At 71.6% G+C, this 22,950-nt stretch carries 20 protein-coding genes and 1 pseudogene; 14 read left to right on the top strand and 7 right to left on the bottom strand.

The annotated features are described in order from the left end of the window. Positions 1-388 (top strand): annotated as a pseudogene (locus QM611_RS00105) (hypothetical protein); the annotation flags it as partial. 32 nt (positions 389-420) lie between these two features. Further along, the gene (locus QM611_RS00100) at positions 421-1,989 is read left to right on the top strand and encodes an APC family permease (RefSeq protein ID WP_415077828.1); all 1,569 of its coding nucleotides are present in this window, start codon (positions 421-423) and stop codon (positions 1,987-1,989) included. Between the two features lie 6 nt (positions 1,990-1,995). Here QM611_RS00100 and ald read toward each other — a convergent pair whose 3' ends face one another. Further along, a complete protein-coding gene (ald, locus tag QM611_RS00095; protein ID WP_415077827.1) occupies positions 1,996-3,111 on the bottom strand; it encodes an alanine dehydrogenase in 1,116 nt (371 codons plus the stop codon). A 13-nt stretch (positions 3,112-3,124) separates the two neighbouring features. After that, positions 3,125-4,099 carry an asparaginase gene (locus QM611_RS00090; RefSeq protein ID WP_415077826.1) on the bottom strand — a complete coding sequence of 325 codons (975 nt, stop codon included), beginning with the start codon at positions 4,097-4,099 and terminating at the stop codon, positions 3,125-3,127. A 121-nt stretch (positions 4,100-4,220) separates the two neighbouring features. Between QM611_RS00090 and QM611_RS00085 the strand changes: the two genes are divergently transcribed. Further along, entirely contained in the window at positions 4,221-4,700 is a 480-nt protein-coding gene (locus QM611_RS00085) for an OsmC family protein (RefSeq protein ID WP_415077825.1), read from the top strand. A 138-nt stretch (positions 4,701-4,838) separates the two neighbouring features. Here the strand turns inward: QM611_RS00085 and QM611_RS00080 are convergent, their stop codons facing one another. After that, on the bottom strand, positions 4,839-5,612 hold the full coding sequence (locus QM611_RS00080; RefSeq protein ID WP_415077824.1) for a lysophospholipid acyltransferase family protein: 774 nt from the start codon (positions 5,610-5,612) through the stop codon (positions 4,839-4,841). 126 nt (positions 5,613-5,738) lie between these two features. Here QM611_RS00080 and QM611_RS00075 point away from each other — a divergent pair, with 126 nt between their 5' ends. After that, a complete protein-coding gene (locus QM611_RS00075; protein ID WP_415077823.1) occupies positions 5,739-6,665 on the top strand; it encodes an FKBP-type peptidyl-prolyl cis-trans isomerase in 927 nt (308 codons plus the stop codon). A gap of 22 nt (positions 6,666-6,687) precedes the next feature. Further along, entirely contained in the window at positions 6,688-7,800 is a 1,113-nt protein-coding gene (gene dxr / locus QM611_RS00070; protein ID WP_415077822.1) for a 1-deoxy-D-xylulose-5-phosphate reductoisomerase, read from the top strand. Here the strand turns inward: dxr and QM611_RS00065 are convergent. After that, complete coding sequence (locus QM611_RS00065) at positions 7,785-9,371, bottom strand: Mur ligase family protein (protein WP_415077821.1); 1,587 nt, start codon at positions 9,369-9,371, stop codon at positions 7,785-7,787. The genes dxr and QM611_RS00065 overlap by 16 nt on opposite strands. Before the next feature lie 111 nt (positions 9,372-9,482). Here QM611_RS00065 and QM611_RS00060 point away from each other — a divergent pair, with 111 nt between their 5' ends. From QM611_RS00060 to QM611_RS00050, 3 genes are all read left to right on the top strand, one after another. Further along, positions 9,483-10,754 carry a M50 family metallopeptidase gene (locus QM611_RS00060; RefSeq protein WP_415077820.1) on the top strand — a complete coding sequence of 424 codons (1,272 nt, stop codon included), beginning with the start codon at positions 9,483-9,485 and terminating at the stop codon, positions 10,752-10,754. Between the two features lie 82 nt (positions 10,755-10,836). Beyond that, complete coding sequence (locus QM611_RS00055) at positions 10,837-11,205, top strand: YciI family protein (RefSeq protein ID WP_415077819.1); 369 nt, start codon at positions 10,837-10,839, stop codon at positions 11,203-11,205. After that, the gene (locus QM611_RS00050) at positions 11,202-12,452 is read left to right on the top strand and encodes an RNA polymerase sigma factor (protein ID WP_415077817.1); all 1,251 of its coding nucleotides are present in this window, start codon (positions 11,202-11,204) and stop codon (positions 12,450-12,452) included. Before QM611_RS00055 ends, QM611_RS00050 begins: the two co-directional genes overlap by 4 nt. A gap of 180 nt (positions 12,453-12,632) precedes the next feature. On the opposite strand, the gene QM611_RS00045 is transcribed toward QM611_RS00050, so the two are convergent. Beyond that, complete coding sequence (locus tag QM611_RS00045) at positions 12,633-14,522, bottom strand: chorismate-binding protein (RefSeq protein ID WP_415077816.1); 1,890 nt, start codon at positions 14,520-14,522, stop codon at positions 12,633-12,635. Positions 14,523-14,736: 214 nt separating this feature from the next. Between QM611_RS00045 and ispG the strand changes: the two genes are divergently transcribed. Continuing rightward, positions 14,737-15,867, top strand: a complete 1,131-nt coding sequence (gene ispG, locus QM611_RS00040) for a flavodoxin-dependent (E)-4-hydroxy-3-methylbut-2-enyl-diphosphate synthase (RefSeq protein ID WP_415077829.1) — start codon at positions 14,737-14,739, stop codon at positions 15,865-15,867. 152 nt (positions 15,868-16,019) lie between these two features. On the opposite strand, the gene QM611_RS00035 is transcribed toward ispG, so the two are convergent. Continuing rightward, positions 16,020-17,462 carry an RNB domain-containing ribonuclease gene (locus QM611_RS00035; protein WP_415077815.1) on the bottom strand — a complete coding sequence of 481 codons (1,443 nt, stop codon included), beginning with the start codon at positions 17,460-17,462 and terminating at the stop codon, positions 16,020-16,022. Between the two features lie 49 nt (positions 17,463-17,511). Here QM611_RS00035 and QM611_RS00030 point away from each other — a divergent pair, with 49 nt between their 5' ends. After that, on the top strand, positions 17,512-19,269 hold the full coding sequence (locus tag QM611_RS00030; protein WP_415077814.1) for a proline--tRNA ligase: 1,758 nt from the start codon (positions 17,512-17,514) through the stop codon (positions 19,267-19,269). Positions 19,270-19,300: 31 nt separating this feature from the next. Here QM611_RS00030 and QM611_RS00025 read toward each other — a convergent pair whose 3' ends face one another. Then, positions 19,301-19,948 carry a hypothetical protein gene (locus QM611_RS00025; RefSeq protein ID WP_415077813.1) on the bottom strand — a complete coding sequence of 216 codons (648 nt, stop codon included), beginning with the start codon at positions 19,946-19,948 and terminating at the stop codon, positions 19,301-19,303. 176 nt (positions 19,949-20,124) lie between these two features. On the opposite strand from QM611_RS00025, the gene QM611_RS00020 reads away from it, so the two are divergent. The 4 genes from QM611_RS00020 to QM611_RS00005 all read left to right on the top strand — a co-directional run. Further along, complete coding sequence (locus QM611_RS00020) at positions 20,125-21,168, top strand: TIGR00730 family Rossman fold protein (RefSeq protein WP_415077812.1); 1,044 nt, start codon at positions 20,125-20,127, stop codon at positions 21,166-21,168. Between the two features lie 82 nt (positions 21,169-21,250). Continuing rightward, the gene (gene nusA, locus QM611_RS00015; protein ID WP_415077811.1) at positions 21,251-22,240 is read left to right on the top strand and encodes a transcription termination factor NusA; all 990 of its coding nucleotides are present in this window, start codon (positions 21,251-21,253) and stop codon (positions 22,238-22,240) included. Positions 22,241-22,375: 135 nt separating this feature from the next. Further along, positions 22,376-22,648, top strand: coding sequence for a YlxR family protein (locus tag QM611_RS00010; protein ID WP_415077810.1), 273 nt, complete (start codon positions 22,376-22,378; stop codon positions 22,646-22,648). 56 nt (positions 22,649-22,704) lie between these two features. Continuing rightward, a partial coding sequence (locus QM611_RS00005) for a translation initiation factor IF-2 N-terminal domain-containing protein (protein WP_415077809.1) occupies positions 22,705-22,950 on the top strand: 246 nt, incomplete at its 3' end.

Here is a 22,950-nt window from a genome sequence, read left to right as displayed (position 1 = left end):
GTGGCGGCCGCGCGGCGCGCTCACTGCCGTCGCCGTTCGCAACCCGCGCGAGGCGGCGGCCGCGCTCGCACGCGCCCTGCCGCGCAAACGCGTCGTCCCCATCGACGGCCTGCCGCCCGGCGCGCGGCCGGAGGATTCGGCCGGCGGGCCGTCGGCCACGGTGCTCGTCGGCGACCCCGACGGGTGGCAGCGGCAGTGGGGGCTGTGGACGCGCTCGCGGGCGGACGGCGCTGTGCTGATCGCGACGTCCTGCGCCGCCGAGTTCCGCGCGCTGGCCGGGTCGCGAGAGTTTCCGCCCTACGCGCACGATCACGGCGACCGGGCGTGGCTCGTCGATCCGGGCGGACGCGCGCGGCGAGTGACGGCGCCGCTGGGGGAGGCGTGTTGACGCGGCATCCATCTCGGTCCTACGGTTCAGGAATGACCGCCACGACGCCGATCGACATGACGCCTCCCGAGGGGAAAGGGCTGGCCGTCGGCACGCTCGGACTCTTCGGCTCCACCGTGATCGGGCTCGCCTCCACCGCGCCCGTCTACTCCCTTGTGGCCACGCTCGGGTACGTGGTGCTGGCGGTGGGCGGCCAGGCGCCGATCGCGTTCGTGATCGCCTTCGTGCCGATGCTGTTCATCGCGTACGCGTACCGCGAGCTCAACAACGAGATCCCCGACTGCGGCACCACCTTCACGTGGGGGACGAAAGCGTTCGGCTCGTGGGTGGGCTGGATGGGCGGATGGGGCGTCGCCGTTGCGGGCATGGTGGTCCTCGCCAACCTCGCCCAGATCGGCGGCATCTACCTGTGGGCGCTCGTCGACGGCATCATGCACAGCCCGGAGGACGCGCTGCTCTCCGACAACGTGCCGCTCGTGACGGTGACCGGCGTGGTGTTCATCGCGCTCATGACGTGGGTGAGCGCTCGCGGGGTGGAGATCGGCGAGCGCATCCAGAACATCCTGCTCGGCATCCAGTACCTCGCGCTGCTCATCTTCGTCGTCGTCGCGCTCTGGAAGTTCTTCGACGGCTCCGCGCCGGCCGCGACGCCGTTCGACTGGAGCTGGTTCAACCCGTTCGCGTTCGCGGAGTGGTCGGGCTTCGTCGAGGCGGTGCTGCTCGCGCTGTTCATCTACTGGGGTTGGGACACGTGCCTCGCCCTGAATGAGGAGACGAAGGACCCCAAGCGCATCCCGGGTCTGTCCGCTCTGCTCACGTGCGTCATCCTGCTGCTCACCTACGTCGGCGTCACCGTCGCGGCCATGATGTACGCGGGGCTCGGCGAGACCGGAACGGGCCTGGGCAACGAGGCGAACGCCGACGACTTCTTCCTCGCCATCAAAGACGGGCTGCTCGGCCCGTTCGGCTGGGTGCTCGTGGTGGCGGTGATGATCTCGGCGGTCTCGTCCACGCAGACGACGATCCTGCCGACGGCCCGCGGCACGCTGTCGATGGCGGCGTACAAGGCCCTGCCGCGCAGGTTCGCGACCGTGCACCCCAGATTCAAGACGCCGTCGTTCTCGACGACCGTGATGGGAGTCGTCGCGATCGTCTACTACGTGGGGATGACGCTGATCAGCGACAACATCCTGCAGGACTCGATCCTCTCCCTGGGACTTGCCATCGCCTTCTACTACGCCCTCACCGGCTACTCGTGCGTGTGGTACTACCGCCGCGAGCTGTTCGCGTCGGGCAAGAACTTCCTCTACAAGTTCCTGCTGCCGACCCTCGGGGCGCTCATGCTCACGTACGCGTTCGTGCAGTCCGCGATCGACATGTGGGACGTTGACTACGGCTACACCGTGTTGCTCGGCATCGGCGGCACCTTCGTGATCGGCGTCGGCGCGCTGGCCCTCGGCGTCGTGCTGATGCTGGTCTGGTACATGTTCCCGCGCTCGAAGCCGTTCTTTGCCGGGCAGAGCCTGAACCGAGAGACGCCGGTGCTGGTCCCCGACGAGCCGGGAGACTACGGCCGCTCGGTCGACGGCGGCCTCATCTGACCCGGGTCAGCCCAGAAGGTCGGCGACCGGCGTGAGTGCGAGGCCGTGCGCGGTCGCGACGCCCGCGTTGGCCACCGCGCCGTGCGCGACGTTCAGGCCGGCCGCCAGCGCCGGGTCGGCGCGCAGCGCGTCCTTCCACCCCAGCCGGGCGATCTGGCGGATGTACGGCGAGGTGGCGTTCGTCAGCGCCGACGTCGACGTGTTCGGGACGGCGCCGGGCATGTTCGCCACGCAGTAGAACACCGACCCGTGCACGGGGAAGGTGGGGTCGGCGTGCGTCGTGGGATGGGTGTCTTCGAAGCATCCGCCCTGGTCCACGGCGATGTCCACGAGCACCGAGCCCGGCCGCATCCGCGACACCATGTCGTTCGTGACGAGCTTCGGGGCCTTCGCTCCCGGGATCAGCACCGACCCGATCACGAGGTCGGAGGCCACGACCGCGCGGTCGAGGTCGAGGGGATTGGATGCCGCGGTCTTGACGCGGCCCTGGAAGTGGTCGTCGAGCTGGCGCAGGCGCTGCACGTTGGTGTCGAAGACCGTGACGTCGGCGCCGAGGCCGACCGCGATCACGATCGCGTTCGCGCCGGCCACGCCGCCGCCGATCACCGTCACGCTCGCCGGCCGAGTGCCCGGCACGCCCGACATCAGCAGTCCCAGGCCGCCGTGCGCGCGCATGAGGGTGTGCGCGCCGACCGACGGCGCGAGCCTGCCCGCCACCTCGCTCATCGGCGCGAGCAGTGGCAGTCCGCCTCCCGGCAGCTGCACCGTCTCGTACGCGATCGCCGTGACGCCGCTGCGCACCAGCTCGTCGGTGAGCGGCCGGTCGGCGGCCAGGTGCAGGTAGGTGAACAGCACGAGGTCGTCGCGGAAGTGCCGGTACTCGCTCGCGATCGGCTCCTTCACCTTCAACACGAGCTCGGCGGCATCCCACACCTCCTCGGCTTCGTCGAGGATCGTCGCGCCGGCGTGCTCGTACTCGGCGTCGGACATCGAGGAGCCCTCGCCCGCGCCGCGCTGCACGAACACCTCGTGCCCCTGCACGGCCAGGTCGTGGACGCCCGACGGAGTGAGCGCCACCCGGTACTCGTTGTTCTTGATCTCGGTGGGAACGCTGATCCTCACGATCGGTCCTTTCTCAGAAGGCGGGCCGGATGGCGGCGCCGGCCGCCGCCAGCGGCACGTGCGCCATCGCCTCGGCGACGGCAGCGGGAGGAAGGGCGCCCGCCTTCTCGAGCAGGCGCACGGCGACGGCTGTCGTGGCGCGGCCGGAGCCGTCCAGCATCTTCAGGGCCACCGTCGTGCCGCCGGGGGCGACCATGACCATGACGCCCTCCGCGCCGCCTTTCGCGAACACGCCGAGGCGCTCGATCGCGACCGTGTCGGCCCGGCCGGGGCCGTCGATCGCCCACGGATGGGCTCGCACGGTGTCGACGAGCACGCCGGCCTGCCGGTGCAGCGCGAACGGCGACCGCGCCGACGACGTGCCGATCCGGTGGACGGCCCTCGCGAGACCGAACAGCGACACGGCGTGGACGGGCGCCCCGCATCCGTCGACCGCGGTCGCCGCCACGCTCTCCCCGGTGAGCCGCTCGACGACCTCGCGGATGTGCACTTGGAGCGGGTGCCGTGGATCGAGGTAGGTCGTGACATCCCACCCGTTGACGACGCACGCAAGCAGCATCGCGGCGTGCTTGCCCGAGCAGTTCATGCGGATGCGGGCGGGCTCGGCGCGCTCGCGCACGAGCTCGTCCCGCGTGGCCGTGTCTGTCGGCCACGCCGGCGGGCAGCCCAGGGCCTCCTCGCCGAGGCGCGCCTGGTCGAGGATGTCGCGGACCACCGAGACGTGCCGGTCGGTGCCCGCGTGGCTGGCGGTGGCAAGGCACAGCCGCTCGCCCTCGAGCGCCGCTCCCGCCGACACGCACGCGAGCGCCTGCAGGGGCTTCAGGCTCGAGCGCGGCAGGATCGGCGCCGTGACCTCGCCGAGCCGCTCGAGCACGTCGCCGTCCGGGCCCAGGACGATCGCCGCGCCGCTGTGCCGCGACTCCACGAAGCCGCTGCGTTCGACGACGGCAAGCTCCACCGCGCTCGCTGCGGAGAAGGTCTCGGGCACGCTCTCAGCCTATCCGGCGGGCTGCGCCGCCGACCCCACCGCCTGCTCTCGACCCCACCCCCTGTTCGCGGGGTTTAGGGGGTGGGGTCGTGAGCAGGGGGTGGGGTGGAAGACTTGCCCCATGCGCGGCGAGCACGAGTACCACCTCACCACGACCTGGACCGGCAATCGCGGCGCCGGCACGACCGGCTACCGCGACTACGACCGCGCCGCGACGGTCGAGGTCGCGGGCAAGCCCGCTCTGCTCGCGTCGGCCGACAAGCCGTTCCGCGGCGACCCGTCGCGCTGGAACCCGGAGGACCTGCTGGTGGCCGCGCTGTCGCAGTGCCACATGCTGGCCTACCTGCACGCGTGCGTGGAAGCCGGGGTCGTGGTCGTCGCGTATCGCGACGAGGCGCGCGGGGTGCTCACGCAGCGCGGCAACGGCGGGTCGTTCCGCGAAGTGGTGCTGGGCCCGCACGTGACGGTCGCCGAGGAGGCGATGGTGGATGCCGCGCGCATCGCGCACGACCGCGCGCACGAGTGGTGCTTCATCGCGAACTCGGTGAACTTCCCGGTGCGGCACGAGCCGACCCTCGACGTCGCTCCCGCCCGCGGCTGAGCGCGCTTGTCCAGATCAGGACATTTCGCGGGGTCAGGACGTCTTTGCGCCGGACCGGCCTGACTGCGCGAGATCAGGTGATTTCGGGGACGCGGATGCGCGAGATCAGGAGATTTGGGTGAGGCCGGATGCGGGGCGTCAGCGCCGCTCGTGCGGCAGCGCCTGCTTGATGCGGTCCAGCGGAGTGGCGGCCGGAACCTCGTTGTAGGCGTTGGCGAGCTCTTGGCCGGAGAGCGCGTGGATCGCCGCCATGATGTCGTCGGTGGCGAGCCGCCGCGCGCGGCCGGAGGTCGCCGGACCGTGGTGCGAGAGGTCGAGCGGTTTGCCGAAGCGCACGGTGACCCGCTCGCTCATCGAGGGGAACTTCGCCCCGACCGGCATGACCTTGTCGGTGCCGACGAGGCCGACCGGCACGACCGGAGCGCCCGTCTGCAGGGCGAGGAACGCCACGCCCGTGCGCCCCTTGTACAGGCGGCCGTCGAGCGAGCGGGTGCCCTCGGGGTACAGCGCGACGGCGTTGCCCGCCTCGAGCAGAAGGCGCTGCTGCTCGAGAGCGTCGAGCGCCGCCTGGCCGGCGCCGCGCTGCACCGGGACGGCGCCGATCGCGGTGAAGAACTCGCGCGAGATCCAGCCGCTCATCCCGCTTCCCTCGAAGTAGCTCGATTTGGCGAGGAAGTGCACCGGGCGCGGAGCTGCCACGGGGATCGCGATCGAGTCGATGAACGACAGGTGGTTGCTCGCGATGATCACCGGGCCGGTGCGCGGAACATTGTCGCTGCCCTCGACCCGCGGGCGGTAGACGGCGCGAGCCAGCGGGGCGATCAGGACACGGCCGAACGCGTATGTGCCCCCCATCCGCGTGACGGGGTCCGGTTCGGCTTCGACGGGTTCGGGGCTCTCCGCGGAAGTCATCAGAGAAGAGGGTACTACCGTCCTCATGCCGATCCCGGCATGCCGTCGGGAACGACCTGTCCAGCGGCGTCATAGGGAAGATGAGGCAGGATGGGATGTCTTCCCCCACCACAGTGAGGTCTTTCCGTGCGCATTCGCCCCGTCATCGTCCTGTCCGCGCTCGCCGCCGCCGGCCTCGTGCTCGCCGGCTGCTCCGGCTCGGCCACGCCCACGCCGTCGGAGACGCCGACCGTCTCGGCCGACCTGTGCGACGTCGCAGCCGCGCCGGGGGAGGCATCCGACTCCATCACCGTGAAGGGTGAGTTCGGCAAGGAGCCGACGGTCGACTTCACCGCGCCGTTGGAGATCGCGAGCATCGAGCGCACGGTGATCACCGAGGGCGACGGCGACGCGATCACGGAGGGCCAGCTCGTCGACTACGCGATCACGACCTTCGACGCGGAGTCGGGCGACGCGCTCGGCGCCCAGGGCTACACCTCGAACAAGCCGCTGCCGCAGCAGGTGACCGCTGCCGGCGCCGGGCAGTTCTTCGGCTGCGCGACGATCGGCTCGCGCTTCGTGCTGGCGGTGCCTGCCGCAGAGGGCGGGCAGGCGCTCGTCCACGTCGTCGACGTGCTCGGCGTCTCGCCGGCGGCGGCGTGGGGCGAGCCGCAGGAGCCGGTGGACGGGATGCCGGAAGTCACCCTCGCCGACGACGGCACGCCGACGGTGACCATTCCCGACACCGACGCGCCCACGGAGCTCGAGATCGCGGTGCTCAAGCAGGGCGACGGCGAGAAGGTCAAGGACGGCGACTACGTCCTCACCCAGTACACGGGCGTGTCGTGGGACACGAAGGAGAACTTCGACTCCAGCTGGTCGCGCGGCGCCCCGGCTCCGTTCGCCACGAACCAGGTGTACGAGGGCTTCGGCAAGGCGCTGGTCGGCCAGAAGGTGGGCAGCCAGGTGCTCGTGGTGATGCCGCCGTCGATGGGCGATCTGAGCGGAGACTTGAAGGGCCAGACACTGGTGTTCGTCATCGACATCCTCGGCACGCAGCACGCGGACTCGTAGCCGGCCTGGATAGGCTGGCCGGATGCGGCGCGTCATCGTTCTCGGCTCGACGGGATCGGTCGGCACGCAGGCGCTGGATGTCATCCGTGCGAACCCGCGGCGGTTCGAGGTCGTCGGGCTGTCGGCCGGGTCGAACCGAGTGGAGCTGGAGCGGCAGGCGGCGCAGTTCGGCGTCGACGACCTCGCGCTCGGCGCCGACGAGGCCGAGCAGCTCGTCCGGGACGTCGAGGCGGACGTCGTGCTCAACGGCATCACCGGATCGGTGGGGCTCGGCCCGACCCTCGCGGCGCTGGAGGCGGGGCGCACGCTCGCCCTGGCCAACAAAGAGTCGCTGATCGTCGGCGGAGAGCTGGTCACGGCGGCCGCGCAGCCCGGGCAGATCGTGCCGGTCGACTCGGAGCACTCTGCGATCGCGCAGGCGCTGCGCTGCGGCGACCGCGCCGAAGTGCGCCGGCTCGTGCTCACCGCCTCCGGCGGGCCATTCCGCGGCCGCTCGCGCGCGTCGCTGGCGCAGGTCACCCCCGCCGAGGCGCTCGCGCACCCCACGTGGGACATGGGTCGCATGATCACGACCAACTCCGCGACGCTGGTGAACAAGGGCCTCGAGGTCATCGAGGCGCACTTGCTGTTCGCAGTGCCCTACGACGACATCGAGGTCGTCGTGCACCCGCAGTCGATCGTGCACTCGATGGTCGAGTTCGTGGACGGCTCCACGATCGCCCAGGCGTCTCCGCCCGACATGCGGCTGCCGATCTCCCTCGGGCTCGACTGGCCGAACCGCGTCGGCGGCGTCGGCCGTCCGCTGGACTGGAGCGCCGCGGCATCCTGGAGCTTCGAGCCCCTCGACCACGCGGCGTTCCCCGCCATCGCCCTCGCCAAGCGCGTGGGCACCGCCGGCCGCACGTACCCCGCGGTGTTCAATGCCGCCAACGAGCAGGCCGTGGACGCCTTCCACGAGGGGCGGCTGTCGTTCCTGGGAATCGTCGACACCGTGACGCGCGTGGTCGAGGAGCACGAGGCCCCCGAGCAGCTGACGCGCGAGACGCTGGCAGACGCGGAGCGGTGGGCGCGGGATGCCGCCGAGCGCGTGATCGCGGCCGGCGGCCGCTGGAGGGCGGGTCAGCCCCAGCCGTAGCGGCGCAGCGCGTCGAGCGAGATCTGTGGGAAGTCGTAGGCGACGCGCTTGCCGCGCACGTCCAGGAAGTCCTGGTGCCCGGGCCCGCACCACAGGATCGCGTCGCCGTCCTCGGCCAGTGACATCGCCTTGTCGAGCGCCTCTTCCGGGTCGGCGATGTTGAACAGGCCGCCGGCGGGGGGCTCCTGGGCCGCCCCCTCGTACAGCTGCGCGCGGATGAGGTCGGGATCCTCCCACCGCGGGTTGTAGTCGCTGACGATCGCGACATCCGAGTTGCGCACCGCGGCCAGCCCCATGATGGGGCGTTTCGTGCCATCGCGCGACCCGTCCGCGCCGAAGATCACGATGACCTTGCCCTCCGTCACACGGCGCACCGCGGCGGCGGTCACGGCGATCGCGTCGGGCGTGTGCGCGAAGTCGATGTACACGACCGGGCCGCGACCGGTGGTCACCAGCTGCGTGCGGCCGGGGAGGAACCCGGGGATGCGCCCGTCGACCACCGAGACGATGTCGTCCCACGCGATGCCGGCCTCCACGAGCGTCACGATCGCCATCGCGGCGTTGGCGACCATGTGCGCGCCCAGCGCCGGCACCGTCGACTCCAGGTGCTGGCCGTCGGGGCCGTCGAGCGTGAAGGCGGTGGCGTTGACGCGCTCGGCGGTCATGCGCGCGATCCACTGCGCCGACTCGGCGAGCTCGACGTCCTCCGCGATCTCGGGCGTGGCGACCGTCGTCACGGGGCAGTCGGCCTCGTCGGCGACGATCTTGCCCCACGGCGTGTCGAGCGAGACCACGCCGCGGCGCGCGCTGCCGTTCTGGAAGATGCGCGCCTTGGCGCGCACGTAGTCGTTCATGTCCGCGAAGTCCTCGCGGTGGTCCAGCTGCAGGTTGGTGAACGCGGCGACGTCGAACACGATGCCGGAGCTGCGGCCGTGGATGATCGCCTGCACGCTCACCTCGAGGCACATCACTTCGACGCCGCGCTCGCGTCCGAACGCGAGGATCGCGTGCAGCTCGCTCGCCTCCGGCGTCGACAGCTTGGCGGTCACCTCGGTGTCGGCGGCGATGCGCCGCGCCGACGAGGACAGGGATGTCGTCCGGCCCAGCGCGCGCAGGATCTCGTGCTGCAGGTGCACGGTCGACGTCTTGCCGTTCGTGCCGGTCACGCCGAGGATCAGCGGCATCCGCCCATCGTTGCCGAACACCCACGAGGCGAGCTCCGACACGTGCGGACGCGGGTCGTCCATCACGAAGATCGGCAGCCCGCAGTCCTTCGCCATCTCGGCGCCCTGGGCGTCGGTGACGATTGCCACCGCGCCCTTCTCGACCGCTTCGGCCACGAACTCCGCGCCGTGGCGGCGCGCGCCGAACTGGGGCCCCTGGCGGGGCACGCCGTGCATCGCGATGAAGATCTCGCCGGGCCGCACATCGACGCTCGACACCGTGGCGCCGACGGTCTCGACGCCGTCGATGTCGCCGATCGGCGTCAGGCCGAAGCGCTCGGCGAAGTCTGTGAGCAGCCGCGGCTCGGGGTGCTCGGGGCGCAGCACAGGGGCGTTGTTGACCTTCATGAGACCTTTGTGTTCGAAGCATGGCCGTCCGACGGCGGCACTCCATCGTCTCACGGCCCGCGCCGAGCCTGGCTGAGGCTACACCCAGGGATCCGCGGGTACCGTGGGGGTGTGAGCGTCCTGCTGTTCGTCGTCGGCATTGTCGTGATGATCGTCGGGCTCGCGGTGTCGATCGCCCTCCACGAGCTCGGCCATCTGTGGCCGGCGAAGCGGTTCGGCGTGCGCGTCGGCCAGTACATGATCGGGTTCGGGCCGACGCTGTGGTCGCGCCGCCGCGGCGAGACGGAGTACGGCTTCAAACTGCTGCCGCTGGGCGGCTACATCTCGATGGCGGGCATGTACCCGCCCTCGCCGCGCGCGGCGCGGGACGGCCGCGCCGGTGGCGGCTTCTTCGCCACGATGGTGCAGGACGCGCGAGCGGCGAACGACGAGACGCTGGACGGCGACGACGACGAGCGCGTCTTCTACCGGCTGCCCGTCCACAAGCGGGTCATCGTGATGCTTGGCGGCCCGTTCATGAACCTGCTGCTGGCGATCGTGCTGTTCACGATCATGCTCAGCGGCATCGGCGTGCAGACGGCGACCACGACCGTCTCGTCGCTGTCGGAGTGCGTTCCGGCGGCCAGCACGAGCGAGTGCGCGCCGTCCGACCCCGCACCTCCCGCCGTCGCGGCCGGCTTCGAGCCGGGCGATGCCATCGTGTCGGTCGACGGCACGCGCGTGGCGACCTTCGACGACGTGGCGAAGATCGTGCAGGCCTCGCCCGGCGCCCCGCTCAACGTCGTCGTCGAGCGGGCGGGGCAGCAGCAGACTCTCACGGTGACCCCGGCCACGATGGTCGCGGACGGCCAGGAGGTCGGCTTCCTCGGCATCCGCCCCACGGTCGAGTTCCTGCGGCAGCCGCTCTGGAGCGGGCCCGCCCTCGCCCTGCAGAACGTCGGCCAGGTGGCGGGGATCATCGTGCAGCTGCCGGTCAAGGTGTGGGAGACCGGCGTCTCGCTCGTCACGGGCGGGGAGCGCGACCCCGACGGGCCGCTCAGCGTCGTGGGCGTCGGCGTCATCGCCGGGGAGGTCGCATCCGCCGACGCGCCCGTGCTCAACCGCATCAGCGCGACGCTCGGGCTGCTCGGCTCGCTCAACATCGCGCTGTTCGTGTTCAACCTCATTCCGCTCTTGCCGTTGGACGGCGGCCACGTCGTGGTGGCGCTGTGGGAGGGCCTCAAGCGCGGGTGGGCCAAGCTCTTCCGCCGTCCGCCGCCGGCGCCGGCGGACGCCACCAAGCTCGTGCCGGCGACTTTCGTCGTCGTCGTGCTGCTGATCGGCATGGGCGCGGTGCTGATCCTCGCCGACCTGTTCAACCCGGTGTCGATCTTCGGGCAGTGAGTTTTTTCCGCGCGGGTGTCGAAAAGAGGCTTGCCCGTTCGCTGTGGGGATGAAACGGTTCCCATGACGAAAGGAAACGACCGTGAAGTACGTGATCATGTTCACGTCCACCCCCGAGCACGACGCGGCTGTGCCGCCCGAGGTCGCCCAGGACGTCTACAGGCGGGTGTTCCAGTGGTTCCAAGACAACGAGTCGGTGATCGAGGACAGCGGTGCCGAGCTGCAGCCCGTCGACACCGCCACAACGGTGCGGCACAGCGCTGACGGCCCCGTGGTCGTCGACGGGCCCTTCACCGAGGCGCGCGAGGCCGTCGGCGGGTTCAGCATCATCGACGTAGCCGACCTCGACGCGGCACTCGCGCTCGCGCGCTCGTGGCCCATGCTGGAGCTGCCCGGCACGTCGGTCGAGGTCCGGCCGATCGTCACCGACTACAGCCAGTTCGAGCAGTGACCGGATCGGATGCCGCGGCCGGCCCGCCGCCCGCGGGGGCCGCGGCATCCGATCGACTGCTCGCGCGTGTCATCCGCGAGGAGTCCGCGCGCATCGTCGCGGCGCTCACCGCGGCGCTCGGCAACCTCGACCTCGCCGAGGAGTCGGTGGCCGACGCCGTCAAGGAGGCGCTGCGCGAGTGGCGGGCGAAGGGCGTGCCGCCGAACCCGGGCGGCTGGCTCACACAGGCCGCGCGGCACAACGCGATCGACCGGATGCGGCGCGAGAAGCGCTATCGCGAGAAGCTCGCGCTGCTCGCCGCGCCGCCGCCCGACGAGTCGGCGGAGGGCGCCGACGAGCGGCTGCCGCTCTTGTTCGGCTGCTGCCACCCCGCGCTGTCGCCGGACGCGCAGCTCGCGCTCACCCTGCGCGCCGTGTGCGGCCTGACCACCGCGCAGATCGCGCGCGCGACGGTGAGCACCCCGTCCGCCGTCGGGCAGCGGATCGTCCGCGCCAAGCGCAAGATCGGCGCGGCGGGAGTGCCACTGCGGATACCCGAGGGCGCCAAGCGCGCCCCGCGCCTGGACACCGTGCTCGCGATCGTGTCGGCGATGTACAGCGAGGCGCACTTGGTCGCGGGAAGGGATGCCGCGGCCGACCGCGACGTGGCCGACGACGCGCTGTGGCTGGCCAGCGTGGTCGTCGACGCGCTGCCGGGGGAGGCGGAGGCCCACGGCCTGCTCGCGCTGCTGCTGTTCCACCGCGCCCGCGAGGACGCGAGGGCCGTGGACGGCGAGCTCGTGCTGCTCGCCGACCAGGACCGCTCGCGGTGGGACGCCGCGCTCCTCGCCGAGGCCCACCGCGTGCTGGAGCGCGCCGCGCGGCTGCGGCGCCCGGGGCGGTGGCAGCTGCACGCGGCGATCGCGGCGTGCCACTCCGATGCCCGCGCCGCCGCCGACACCGACTGGCGGCAAGTGCTCGCCCTCTACGACTTGCTGCTCGCGCACGACCCGTCGCCGATCGTCCGGCTCAATCGCGCGGTCGCGCTCGCCGAGGTCAGCGGAGCCGAGCCGGCGCTCGCCGAGGTCGACGCGCTCGCCGACGCGCTGGCGCCCTTCCACCTGTGGCACGCCGTGCGCGCACACCTGCTGCGCCGCGTGGGTCGCGGCGCGGAGGCGTCCGTCGCCGACCTGCGTGCTCGAGAGCTGACGGCGAACGACGCCGAGCGCCGGCTCATCGAGCGCCGCCTGCACGGGGTCGGTCGTTGAGCGAGCGGCAGGCGAGCTGACGGCTGCGTAGGTGCCCCGGTCGTTGAGCGAGCGGAGCGAGACGAAACGCGGCGAGCCTTCGTCGCACGGCGGTCGCCGCGTTTCGTCTCGGACGCCTACGGCGCCCTCGCTCAACGACCGGGGGAGCCGTTTGCTCAACGAGCGAGGGGAGCGGTTTGCTCAACGACCGGTGGTCAGCGCGTGGGCGACGAGGCGCTCCAGCGTGTGCATGCCGTCGCGCGACAGGATCGACTCGAGGTGCCCCTGCACCGACGCGTAGCCCGGGCCGCGCAGCGCGTACACGGCGCCGGCGGCGTCGGCCGCGACATCCGTCTCTCCCACCCGCGTCGTGCCGGGCGCGACACGCGCCGTGAACGTGTTGTAGAACCCGATCGAGGCGGGCTCGCCGAACACGTCGACGGTCTTCTGCAGCCCCTGGTGCGGACGCTCCAACGGCGCGAGATCGAGGCCGACCGCGTCGGCGAGGATCTGGTGGCTCAGGCACACGGCCAGCAGCGGCCGCCCCGCCTCGCGCCGCCGGGCGACGACCTCGCGCATCCGGCGCATCCGCGGGCTCGCCTCATCGCGCGGGTCGCCGGGTCCCGGCCCCGACACGACGAGCTCGGCGGCATCCAGCCGATCGTCTGGCACCTCGCTCCAGTGCGCGATCTCGACGCTCAGGCCCAAGTGGCGGAGCTGGTGGGCGAGCATCGTCGTGAAGCGGTCTTCGGCGTCGACCACCAGCGCGGACCGGCCGGCGAACGGGCCCTGTTCCGTCGTGTCCTGCGGGTTCAGCCAGAACGAGGCCAGACGCGCGTTGCGCGACGCGAGCAGCTCGGCGACGCCCGTGTCGTCCGCGAGCAGGCGGGGCCCCGCGGCCGGCGCGTCCTCGTCGATCGCGTCGGCCGCCGGCCCCGGGTCGCGAGGCACGGCGCCGATCGCGCCGAGCACTCCCGCGGCCTTGCCGTGCGTCTCGCTCACCTCGCCGTATGGGTCGGAGTGGCGCACGAGCGTCGCGCCGACGGGCACGCGCAGCGTGCCGTCCGCGAGGTACGCCGTGCGGATCAGGATCGGCGCGTCGAGGTCGTGGCTCGGCTCGCCCGGCTCGTGGCCGGCGCGCGGCGTGAACAGCGCCGCCACCCCGGAGTAGTACCCGCGCGGCTTCGTCTCGTGCCGGCTGATCACGGTGCACGCGTTCTGCATCGGCGACCCGGTCACGGTCGGGGCGAACATCGTCTCGCGCAGGATGTCGCGCGGATCGAGCCGGCTGCGCCCCCGTAGCACGTACTCGGTGTGCGTCAGGCGCGACATCTCCTTGAGGTGGGGGCCCGTGATCCGCCCGCCGTCCGAGCACACCGCGCTCATCATCTTGAGCTCTTCATCGACGACCATGAACAGCTCTTCGGTCTCCTTCGTCGACTCCAGGAACTCGGTCAGCGACTCGACCGTGGCGCCGCCGGCCGGGTGGCGGAACGTGCCCGAGATCGGGTTCATCGTCACGACGCCGTCCACCGCGCTGACATGCGCCTCGGGGCTCGCTCCCACCGCGACGTGCCCCGGGGTCGAGACGAGGAACGTCCAGTACGCGCCGCGCTCGTGCTCGAGCAACGCCCGGAACCACGTGAGGCCGGCGGTTACGGCATCCGTCTCCACGCGCGCGGTGAAATCGCGCCGGATCACGAAGTTCGCGCCCTCCCCGCGGCCGATCTCGTCGGCGATGACGCGGCGGACGATGTCGGCGTACTCGTCGTCGGCGATGTCGAAGCCCGCGTCGTGCAGCGGCACCACCTCGCCCGGCAGCGACGCGAGCGCGTCGGCGACCGGGAACGACTCGTGCGACCAGGCGATCAGGCAGCGCAGCGGCGCGTGGTCGTCGTGGCACTCGAAGCCGCGCTCGACGACCTGGCGGAACGGCACGAGCGCGAGCACTTCGCGCGGCACGCCGCCCGCGGCGAGCGGGATGTCGGCGAGCCGGTCGACGTCGACGACGTCGCCGCGCAGCAGCTCGACGGCGCGCCCGTCGCGGCAGAGGAGGGCGAACGGCTCGCCGGTGGGGAGGTGAAGGGTCATCTCCGGCCTTTCAGCTGGCGGTCGTCCACACAGAAAAGACCGCCTCGGGGGACGGTCTGTTTTGGGAACGCGAACACACCGCCTCAGCGGGCGGGCCACCAGGTGCGGTTCGCGGACATGCGCCGAAACTACCACAGGGCCGGCCCTTGCCGGGTTCAGCGTCGGCTCAGCCCCGCCGCGTAGTCTGGAGAGCGTGCCAGCCGTCAATCTCGGGATGCCTCGCGTGCCCGACGTCCTCGCCCCGAGGCGCAAGAGCCGCCAGATCCGAGTGGGCAAGGTGCTGGTCGGCGGCGCAGCGCCGGTGAGCGTCCAGTCGATGACGACGACGCCGACGACGAACATCAACGCGACGCTGCAGCAGATCGCCGAGCTCACGGCGTCCGGTTGCGAGATCGTCCGCGTCGCGGTGCCGTCGCAGGACGACGCCGACGCCCTGCCGATCATCGCGATGAAGAGCCAGATCCCGGTGATCGCCGACATCCACTTCCAACCCAAGTACGTGTTCCAGGCGATCGACGCCGGCTGCGCGGCGGTGCGGGTGAACCCCGGCAACATCCGCAAGTTCGACGACCAGGTCGGCGCGATCGCGGCGGCGGCGCAGGCGGCCGGCGTGTCGCTGCGCATCGGCGTGAACGCCGGGTCGCTCGACAAGCGGCTGCTCGAGAAGCACGGCAAGGCGACGCCCGAGGCGCTCATGGAGAGCGCCGTGTGGGAAGCGTCGCTGTTCGAGGAGCACGACTTCCACGACTTCAAGATCTCGGTCAAGCACAACGACCCGATCGTCATGGTGAAGGCGTACCGGCTGCTGGCCGAGCGCGGCGACTGGCCGTTGCACCTCGGGGTGACCGAGGCGGGGCCGGCGTTCCAGGGCACGATCAAGTCGGCGACGGCGTTCGGCATCCTCCTCGCCGAGGGGATCGGCGACACGATCCGCGTCTCGCTGTCGGCGCCGCCGGCCGAAGAGGTCAAGGTCGGGCATCAGATCCTGCAGTCGCTGAACCTGCGCGAGCGCAAGCTCGAGATCGTTTCGTGCCCGTCGTGCGGGCGCGCGCAAGTGGATGTCTACACGCTCGCCGACTCGGTGACCGAGGGCCTGAAGGACATGACCGTGCCGCTGCGCGTCGCTGTGATGGGCTGCGTCGTGAACGGCCCCGGCGAGGCGCGCGAGGCCGACCTGGGCGTCGCGTCGGGCAACGGCAAGGGGCAGATCTTCGTGAAGGGGCAGGTCATCAAGACGGTGCCCGAGGCCGACATCGTGGCGACCCTCATCGAAGAGGCCAACCGCATCGCGGCCGACATGGGCCCCGACGCCCCGCTCGGCACGGCGCAGGTCGTCACCGCCTGAACACGCGCGCCGCGCGTGAGCGGGTGCTCCTGGCTTGCCCGCACTAACTCAGTCTCGCGGCAGTGGCCGCAGGCCTTCGTTCGCGGAATCACGGCGGAGCTGCGACGCCACCGCCACGGCGAGGCTGAGTTGCGCACGCGCCCGGTGACCGCCTACCCAGATGTCGGCTCCAGCACGACCTCGCCGGTCGAGATGTCGGCGCGCGCGAGCCGCAGCCGCACCGTCGACCCGGCGGGAGCCTCGAGCCCCGCGACCCGCGCGCTCACGGGCGGGTGCGCCAGCTGCACGCGCGCCGTGTCGCCCCGCGCGCTCAGCACAACCCCGTCGAACGTCTCTCCCTCGTGCCCGCTCAGCACGGCGGCCTCGACCCGGTCGACCGACGCCGCCTCGAGACGGCTGGCCAGGTGCTCGCTGCGCCCCATGAGCTTCGGCAGTTCGGGCAGGCTCTCTCGCGCCCACGCGGGGACCTCGCGCCCGCCGGCCAAAGCCTCGCAGATCACGAGCGACCAGCGGTCGACGAGCCGGCGGATCGGCGCCGTCGTGTGCGCGTACGGCGCCGCGATCGCCGCCTGCACGGGGTCGGCGGGCGGCGCCCCGTCGAACACGGCGTACCCTGCGCCGCGGAACAGCGACGCCGCGGCATCCTGGACCGCCATGGCCGCCGGGTCGTCGGCGTCGAGCCCGCGCAGATAGTCGCCGTACCGCATGTCCTCCGGCCATGGCAGGCCGAGCGCGACGGTCTGCGCTCGGAACGCCGCGACGTCGTCGTCGTCGGCGGCGGGCATGGTGCGCAGGATGCCGACGCCGCCGCGCAGCATGATGTCGGCAGCCGACATCCCCGTCAGCAGCGAGACGTGCGCGTTCCACGTCTCGATCGGAAGCGTCGCCCGTCGCCGCAGCCGGTAGCGGCCGTCATCCGCCTCGATCTCGACCTCGGGCACGCTCAGACTCGCGCCGCCGCGCTCGCTCTCGCGTTCACGACGGCGCTCGCCGAACCACCGCAGGGCGGCCAGGGATGCCGGCGCGTCGCCGCCGTCGACTGCTCGCTGGGCCTCGGGGTAGCTCCACTGCCGGCGGGAGCGCACGATCGCGCGCGTGAGCGACGTCGACACCGGCCGGGCGCCGTCGTCGAGCTCGAAGCGCCACACGAACGCGCGGCGGTCGACTCCGGGAAGCAGCGACGCGGCGTCGGCGCCGAGAATGTCGGGATGCAGCGGGACTCTGCGGTCGGGCGCGTACATCGTCTGGCCGCGCCGGCGCGCTTCGGCGTCGATGGCGCCGCCCGCAGCGACGAACGCCGCGACGTCTGCAATCGCGTAGTGCAGCACGGCGCCTTCGTCGGCGCGCTCGAGGTGCAGCGCCTGGTCGAGGTCGGTCGAGCCGGCCGGGTCGATCGTGAAGAGCTCGATGTGGCGCAGATCGGGGAGCGCGGCGGCATCCGGATCCGTCGGGACCGACCTCGCGGCGCTCTCGGCCTCGGCGAGCACCTCGGCGGAGAAGGCGCCCGGCAGCTCCAGCGCGCGGCCGAGTTCGGCGAAGGCGGCGCTCAGCACGCCGCTTGCGACGGAAGCGAGACGCGGGCGGCGGGCGGGCACGAAGTCAGTGTAGGCCGCACGGGCCGCGGCATCCGTAGACTTGACCCTCGTGGTCACCCGTCTGTCGCACTTCTTCCTCCGCACGCTCCGCGAGGACCCGGCCGAGGCCGAGGTCACCAGCCACAAGCTGTTGCTGCGCGCCGGCTACATCCGCCGCGTCGCGCCGGGCATCTTCGCGTGGCTGCCGCTGGGGCTGCGGGTGAAGGGGCGCATCGAGCAGATCATCCGCGAAGAGATGACCGCGGCCGGCGCGTACGAAGTGCACTTCCCGGCGCTCGTTCCCGCCGACCCATACCAGCAGTCGGGCCGCTGGGAGGCCTACGGCGACGGCATCTTCCGCCTGCAAGACCGCAAAGAGGCCGACTACCTGCTCGCCCCGACGCACGAAGAGCTGTTCACGCTGCTCGTGAAAGACCTGTACTCGTCGTACAAAGACCTGCCGCTGGCGATCTACCAGATCCAGGACAAGTACCGCGACGAGGCGCGCCCCCGGGCCGGCCTGCTGCGCGGCCGCGAGTTCACGATGAAGGACGCCTACACGTTCGACTACAACGACGAGGGGCTCGAGACCAGCTACCAGGCGCAGCGCGACGCGTACGAGCGCATCTTCCAGCGGCTCGGCCTGGAGTACGTCATCGTGCAGGCCGACAACGGCCTCATGGGCGGGGCGCGCAGCGAGGAGTTCCTGCACCCCACCCCCGTCGGCGAGGACACCTTCGTGCGGTCGGCGGGCGGCTACGCCGCCAACGTCGAGGCGTTCACGACGGTGCCGCCCGAGCCGATCCCGTTCGACGCTCTGGCGGAGCCGGAGATCTTCGACTCGCCCGACACCCCGACGATCGAGACGCTCGTGGCGCACGCCAACGCGGTGCTGGACGGCGAGCACACCGCCGCCGACACGCTCAAGAACGTGGTCCTCGCGCTCGTCCACCCCGACGGCGAGCGCGAGCTCGTGATCGTCGGCGTGCCCGGCGACCGCGACGTCGACGACAAGCGGGCCGAGGTCGCCTTCGCCCCCGCCGTCGTCGAGCCCGCCACCCCCGAGGACTTCGAGCGGCACCCGCTGCTTGTGAAGGGCTACATCGGCCCGTGGTCGCCGACGGGGGCGGTGCTCGGCGAGGAGTCGGCCACCGGCATCCGGTACCTGCTCGACCCGCGCGTCGTCGACGGGACCAGCTGGATCACCGGTGCCAACATCGACGAGAAGCACGTGCACTCGCTCGTCGCTGGCCGCGACTTCACCGCGGACGGGTTCGTCGAGGTCGCCAGCGTTCTCCCCGGCGACCCCGCGCCGGACGGGTCGGGGCCGGTGGAGCTCGCCCGCGGCATGGAGCTCGGCCACGTCTTCCAGCTCGGCCGCTTCTTCGCCGAGACGCTGGGCCTGAAGGTGCTCGACCCGAACGGCAAGCTCGTCACCGTCACGATGGGCTCGTACGGCATCGGCGTCACCCGCATCCTCGCGATCCTCGCCGAGCTGTCCAACGACGACAAGGGGCTCATCTGGCCCGCCGCTGTCGCCCCGTTCGACGTGCACGTGGTGGCGACGGGGAAGGATGCCGCGGCGTTCGAGCTCGCGGCGCGGCTGTGCGACCAGCTCGAGGCGGCGGGGCTGGAGGTTGTCTACGACGACCGCCCCAAGGTGTCGCCCGGAGTGAAGTTCGCGGATGCCGAGCTGGTCGGCGTTCCGCGCATCGTGATCGTCGGCCGCGGCGCGGCCGCGGGCGAGGTCGAGCTGTGGGACCGGCGCTCCGGCGACCGCGAGGTGGTCTCGGTCGCCGAGGCGGTCGCGCGCCTCGCCGACCGCTGACCGGCGCCCGACACGTCGACGAGGCGCGCGCTCAGCCGGCCGCCGCGCGGAACAGGGCCACGCCCAGCCACAGGCCGACGCCCGCGGCAGCGAGCGCGGGAACCACCGCGAGCAGCCAGTCTCGCTGCTGCGGGGCGGTCGTCTCGGCGCGGGAGTGCTTGACCGGCCACCACGACGGACGGTCCACGTCCTCCTGGAGAGGGGAGCCGCTGATCGCGCGCGCCCCGGAAAACGCCGCCTGCGCGTCGGCGCGCAGCACGAGCACGAGCGGAAGCAGGCCCATCGCGGCGAAGAACAGGCCGAGCAGCGCCCAGACGAAGGCGTGCTGCTCGCCGACCGAGGCGAGGACGAAGGCCCCGCCGAGGCCGCAGAACATGATCGGCCACGCCAGAAGCGGCAGCTGCATCCCAAATCCGCGCGCCAGCCCGACCGAGACGAGCACCGCCGCGACAAGGCCGACAAGGCTCAGCGGCGTGAACACCGCCACAGCGGTGGGGCACTCGTCCGCCGTCGCGTACCACTCGCCGCCGCCGCAGACGCCCCCCAGGCCGACGAGGGCGAGGGCCGACTGCACGAGCAGGGCGCACGAGGCGGCGAAGACGAGCCACGACAGCGTCGCGCCCGCGAGCCGCACCAGCGGCGAGTCCCACCAGGGCCGTGAGGAGAGGATGTCTGACACGGCATCACTGTAAGGCGCCGGGCCGTGGCATCCTGGCTGGCCCAGCTCCGAAGACCCGCTTTGCCCAGATCAGGGGATTTGGCGTGGTCAGGACGATTTGCGGTGTAGCGGCCTGACTGCGCCAAAGTTCCTGATCTGGGGAACACCGCGACATCGGGCCGTGGCATCCTGGCTTCATGTCGGAAAGCACCATCCCGATTCCGCCGCCGGTCGCCGAAGAGCTGCGCGCGGCGATCGACACGGCCGGCATCGCCCGCAACGTCGATCTGGTGGCCCGGATCCTCGCGACCGGAATCGGGCTGGGGATGGATGGCACGGACCGCCTCGACCTGAAGATCACGACCGCCGCGCTCACCGAGATGCGCGCGGCGTTCCGCCTGTTCGCGCCGTACGAGGACGTGCCGAAGGTGACGATCTTCGGGTCGGCGCGCACGAAGCCGGACGACCCGCTGTACCGTCAGGCGGCGGATGTCGCGGCCGCGCTGGCCGCGCAGGGCTGGATGATCGTCACCGGCGCCGGCCCCGGCATCATGCAGGCAGCCGCCGAGGGCGCCGGGCCCGGCCACTCGCTCGGCGTGTCGATCCGGCTGCCGTTCGAAGAGAAGCCGAATGCGGTCGTCGGGGCGAACGCGCGCAACGTGGCGATGAAGTACTTCTTCACCCGAAAGCTGATGCTCGTCAAGGAGTCGCGGGGATTCGTGTGCGTTCCGGGCGGATTCGGCACGCTCGACGAGATGTTCGAGCTGCTCACGCTGCAGCAGACCGGCAAGGCCGAGCCGACGCCGATCGTGCTGCTCGACGAGCCCGGGGGCGCGTTCTGGGCGGGCCTTGGCCGCTTCGTCAACGACTGCCTCGTGCCGTCGGGAGTGATCTCTCCGCGCGACTTCGACCGTGTGCTCGTCACCGACTCGGTCGAGGCCGCGGCCGCCGAGATCACCGGATTCTGGCGCAACTACGACTCGCTGCGCTGGGTGGGCGGCCGCCTCGTGCTGCGGGTGAAGGCCGAGCCGACGGATGCCGAGGTCGCGGCGCTGAACGACGAGTTCGGCGACCTGCTGGCCGCCGGGCGCATCGAGCGGACCGGTCCGCTGCGCGTCGAGCGGGAGGATCACGACCGCCTCGACCTCCCGCGTCTCGTGCTGCGATTGAACCAGTTCCGCGTCGGCCATCTGCACCGGCTCGTGCGCGCGCTCAACGCGCTGCCGTCGGCGCCGGGCTGAGGCATCCCTCCCTCCCAGCTTTCAGCGGTAGCGTTGGGGGGATGCCGGTGCGCCGGATGAAAGCTGAAAAGGGAGGTTTGCGGTGGACATCGACCTGGGACTGCTGCGCACGATCGAGCGCGAGAAGGACATCCCCTTCGACGAGCTGGTGCGAATCATCGAGCAGGCGATTCTGACCGCCTACGCGAAGCACAGCTCTCCGACCGGAACGATCCCGGAGGGCGCGCGCGCCGAGCTCGACCGCAAGAGCGGGCACGTCGCGATCTTCCTGCCGCTGCTCGACGAGGACGAGGTGGTCATCGGCGAGGAGGAGACCACGCCCGACGACTTCGGGCGCATCGCCGCGTACGCCGCCAAGCAGGTCATCAGCCAGCGGCTCCGCGACATCGCCGACGACGCGGTGCTCGGCGAGTTCCGCGGCAAGGAGGGCGACATCGTCGCCGGCGTCGTGCAGCAGGGTCCGAACCCGCGCATGGTGCACGTCGACCTCGGCACGGTCGAGGCCATCCTGCCCCCCGAGGAGCAGGCGCCGGGGGAGGAGTATCCGCACGGCTCGCGGCTGCGCGTGTACGTGACGGCGGTCGGCAAGGGCGCCAAGGGGCCCTCGATCACGGTGTCGCGCACGCACCCCGGCCTGGTGCGCAAGCTGTTCGCGCTCGAGGTGCCGGAGATCGCAGGCGGCCTCGTCGAGATCGTGTCGCTCGCCCGCGAGGCCGGTCACCGCAGCAAGATCGCGGTGAAGGCGAACGACCCGACGATCAACGCGAAGGGCGCGTGCATCGGCGAGCTCGGCCGGCGCGTGCGCGCGGTCACCGAGGAGCTCGGCGGCGAGAAGATCGACATCGTCGACTACGACCCGGAGCTGTCGAAGTTCGTCGCCAACGCGCTGTCGCCCGCGAAAGTGACGTCGGCGTTCGTGCTGGACGCGAACAGCAAGGCCGTGCGCGCTCTGGTGCCCGACTACCAGCTGTCGCTCGCGATCGGCAAGGAAGGCCAGAACGCCCGCCTCGCCGCCAAGCTCACCGGCGCCAAGATCGACATCCAGCCCGACTCGATCCTCGAGGATGCCTGACCCCGTTCTCTCCCCGCGAGAGAACACCTGGTCGCCGAGAGGTAGGGAACTCGCCTATCCCTCGTCCACCCGCTGTTCTCTCGCCGGGAGGGCCGGGCGGGAGAAGGAGAGGGAGAGGCAGAGGAGGGGTATAGAATGGAATCCGTACGGACGTGCGTCGGATGCCGCACGCGTGCCCCCCGATCCACCCTCCTTCGAGTCGTGGCCGTCGATTCCGCGCTGATCCCCGATGAGCGCGCGTCGCTGCCGGGGCGGGGCGCGTGGGTGCACGACACGCGCGAGTGTGTGGATGCCGCTTTGCGGCGTCGCGCGTTCGTGCGCGCATTGCGTGTGTCAGGCCCGCTTGACACGCAGACCCTCGAGAAACGGCTGAACGGCTATGGACACGAAGTGAACGGCTCGAAATGAGACCCGTCCGCAACTAACGGTCTGCCCTGCCTGGGTGGACCCCAGACAGGAGAATTGTGGCAAAACCACGCGTGCACGAGATCGCCTCGGAACTCGGCGTCGACAGCAAGGTCGCTCTGGCCAAGCTGAAGGAGCTCGGCGAGTTCGTGAAGAGCCCCTCGTCGACGATCGAGCCCCCGGTGGCTCGCAAGCTGCGCGCCGCCCTCGAGGCGGACGGTGCGACCGGCCCCGCCGACAAGGCGCCGGCGAAGCCCGCCGGGCGCACCCAGACCCGCCCCGCCGGAGGCGCTCGCCCGACCGCG

This window comes from Microbacterium sp. (genome assembly GCF_047606685.1).
Taxonomy (GTDB): Bacteria; Actinomycetota; Actinomycetes; order Actinomycetales; family Microbacteriaceae; genus Microbacterium.
This window is presented reverse-complemented; position numbering and strand designations above follow the sequence as displayed.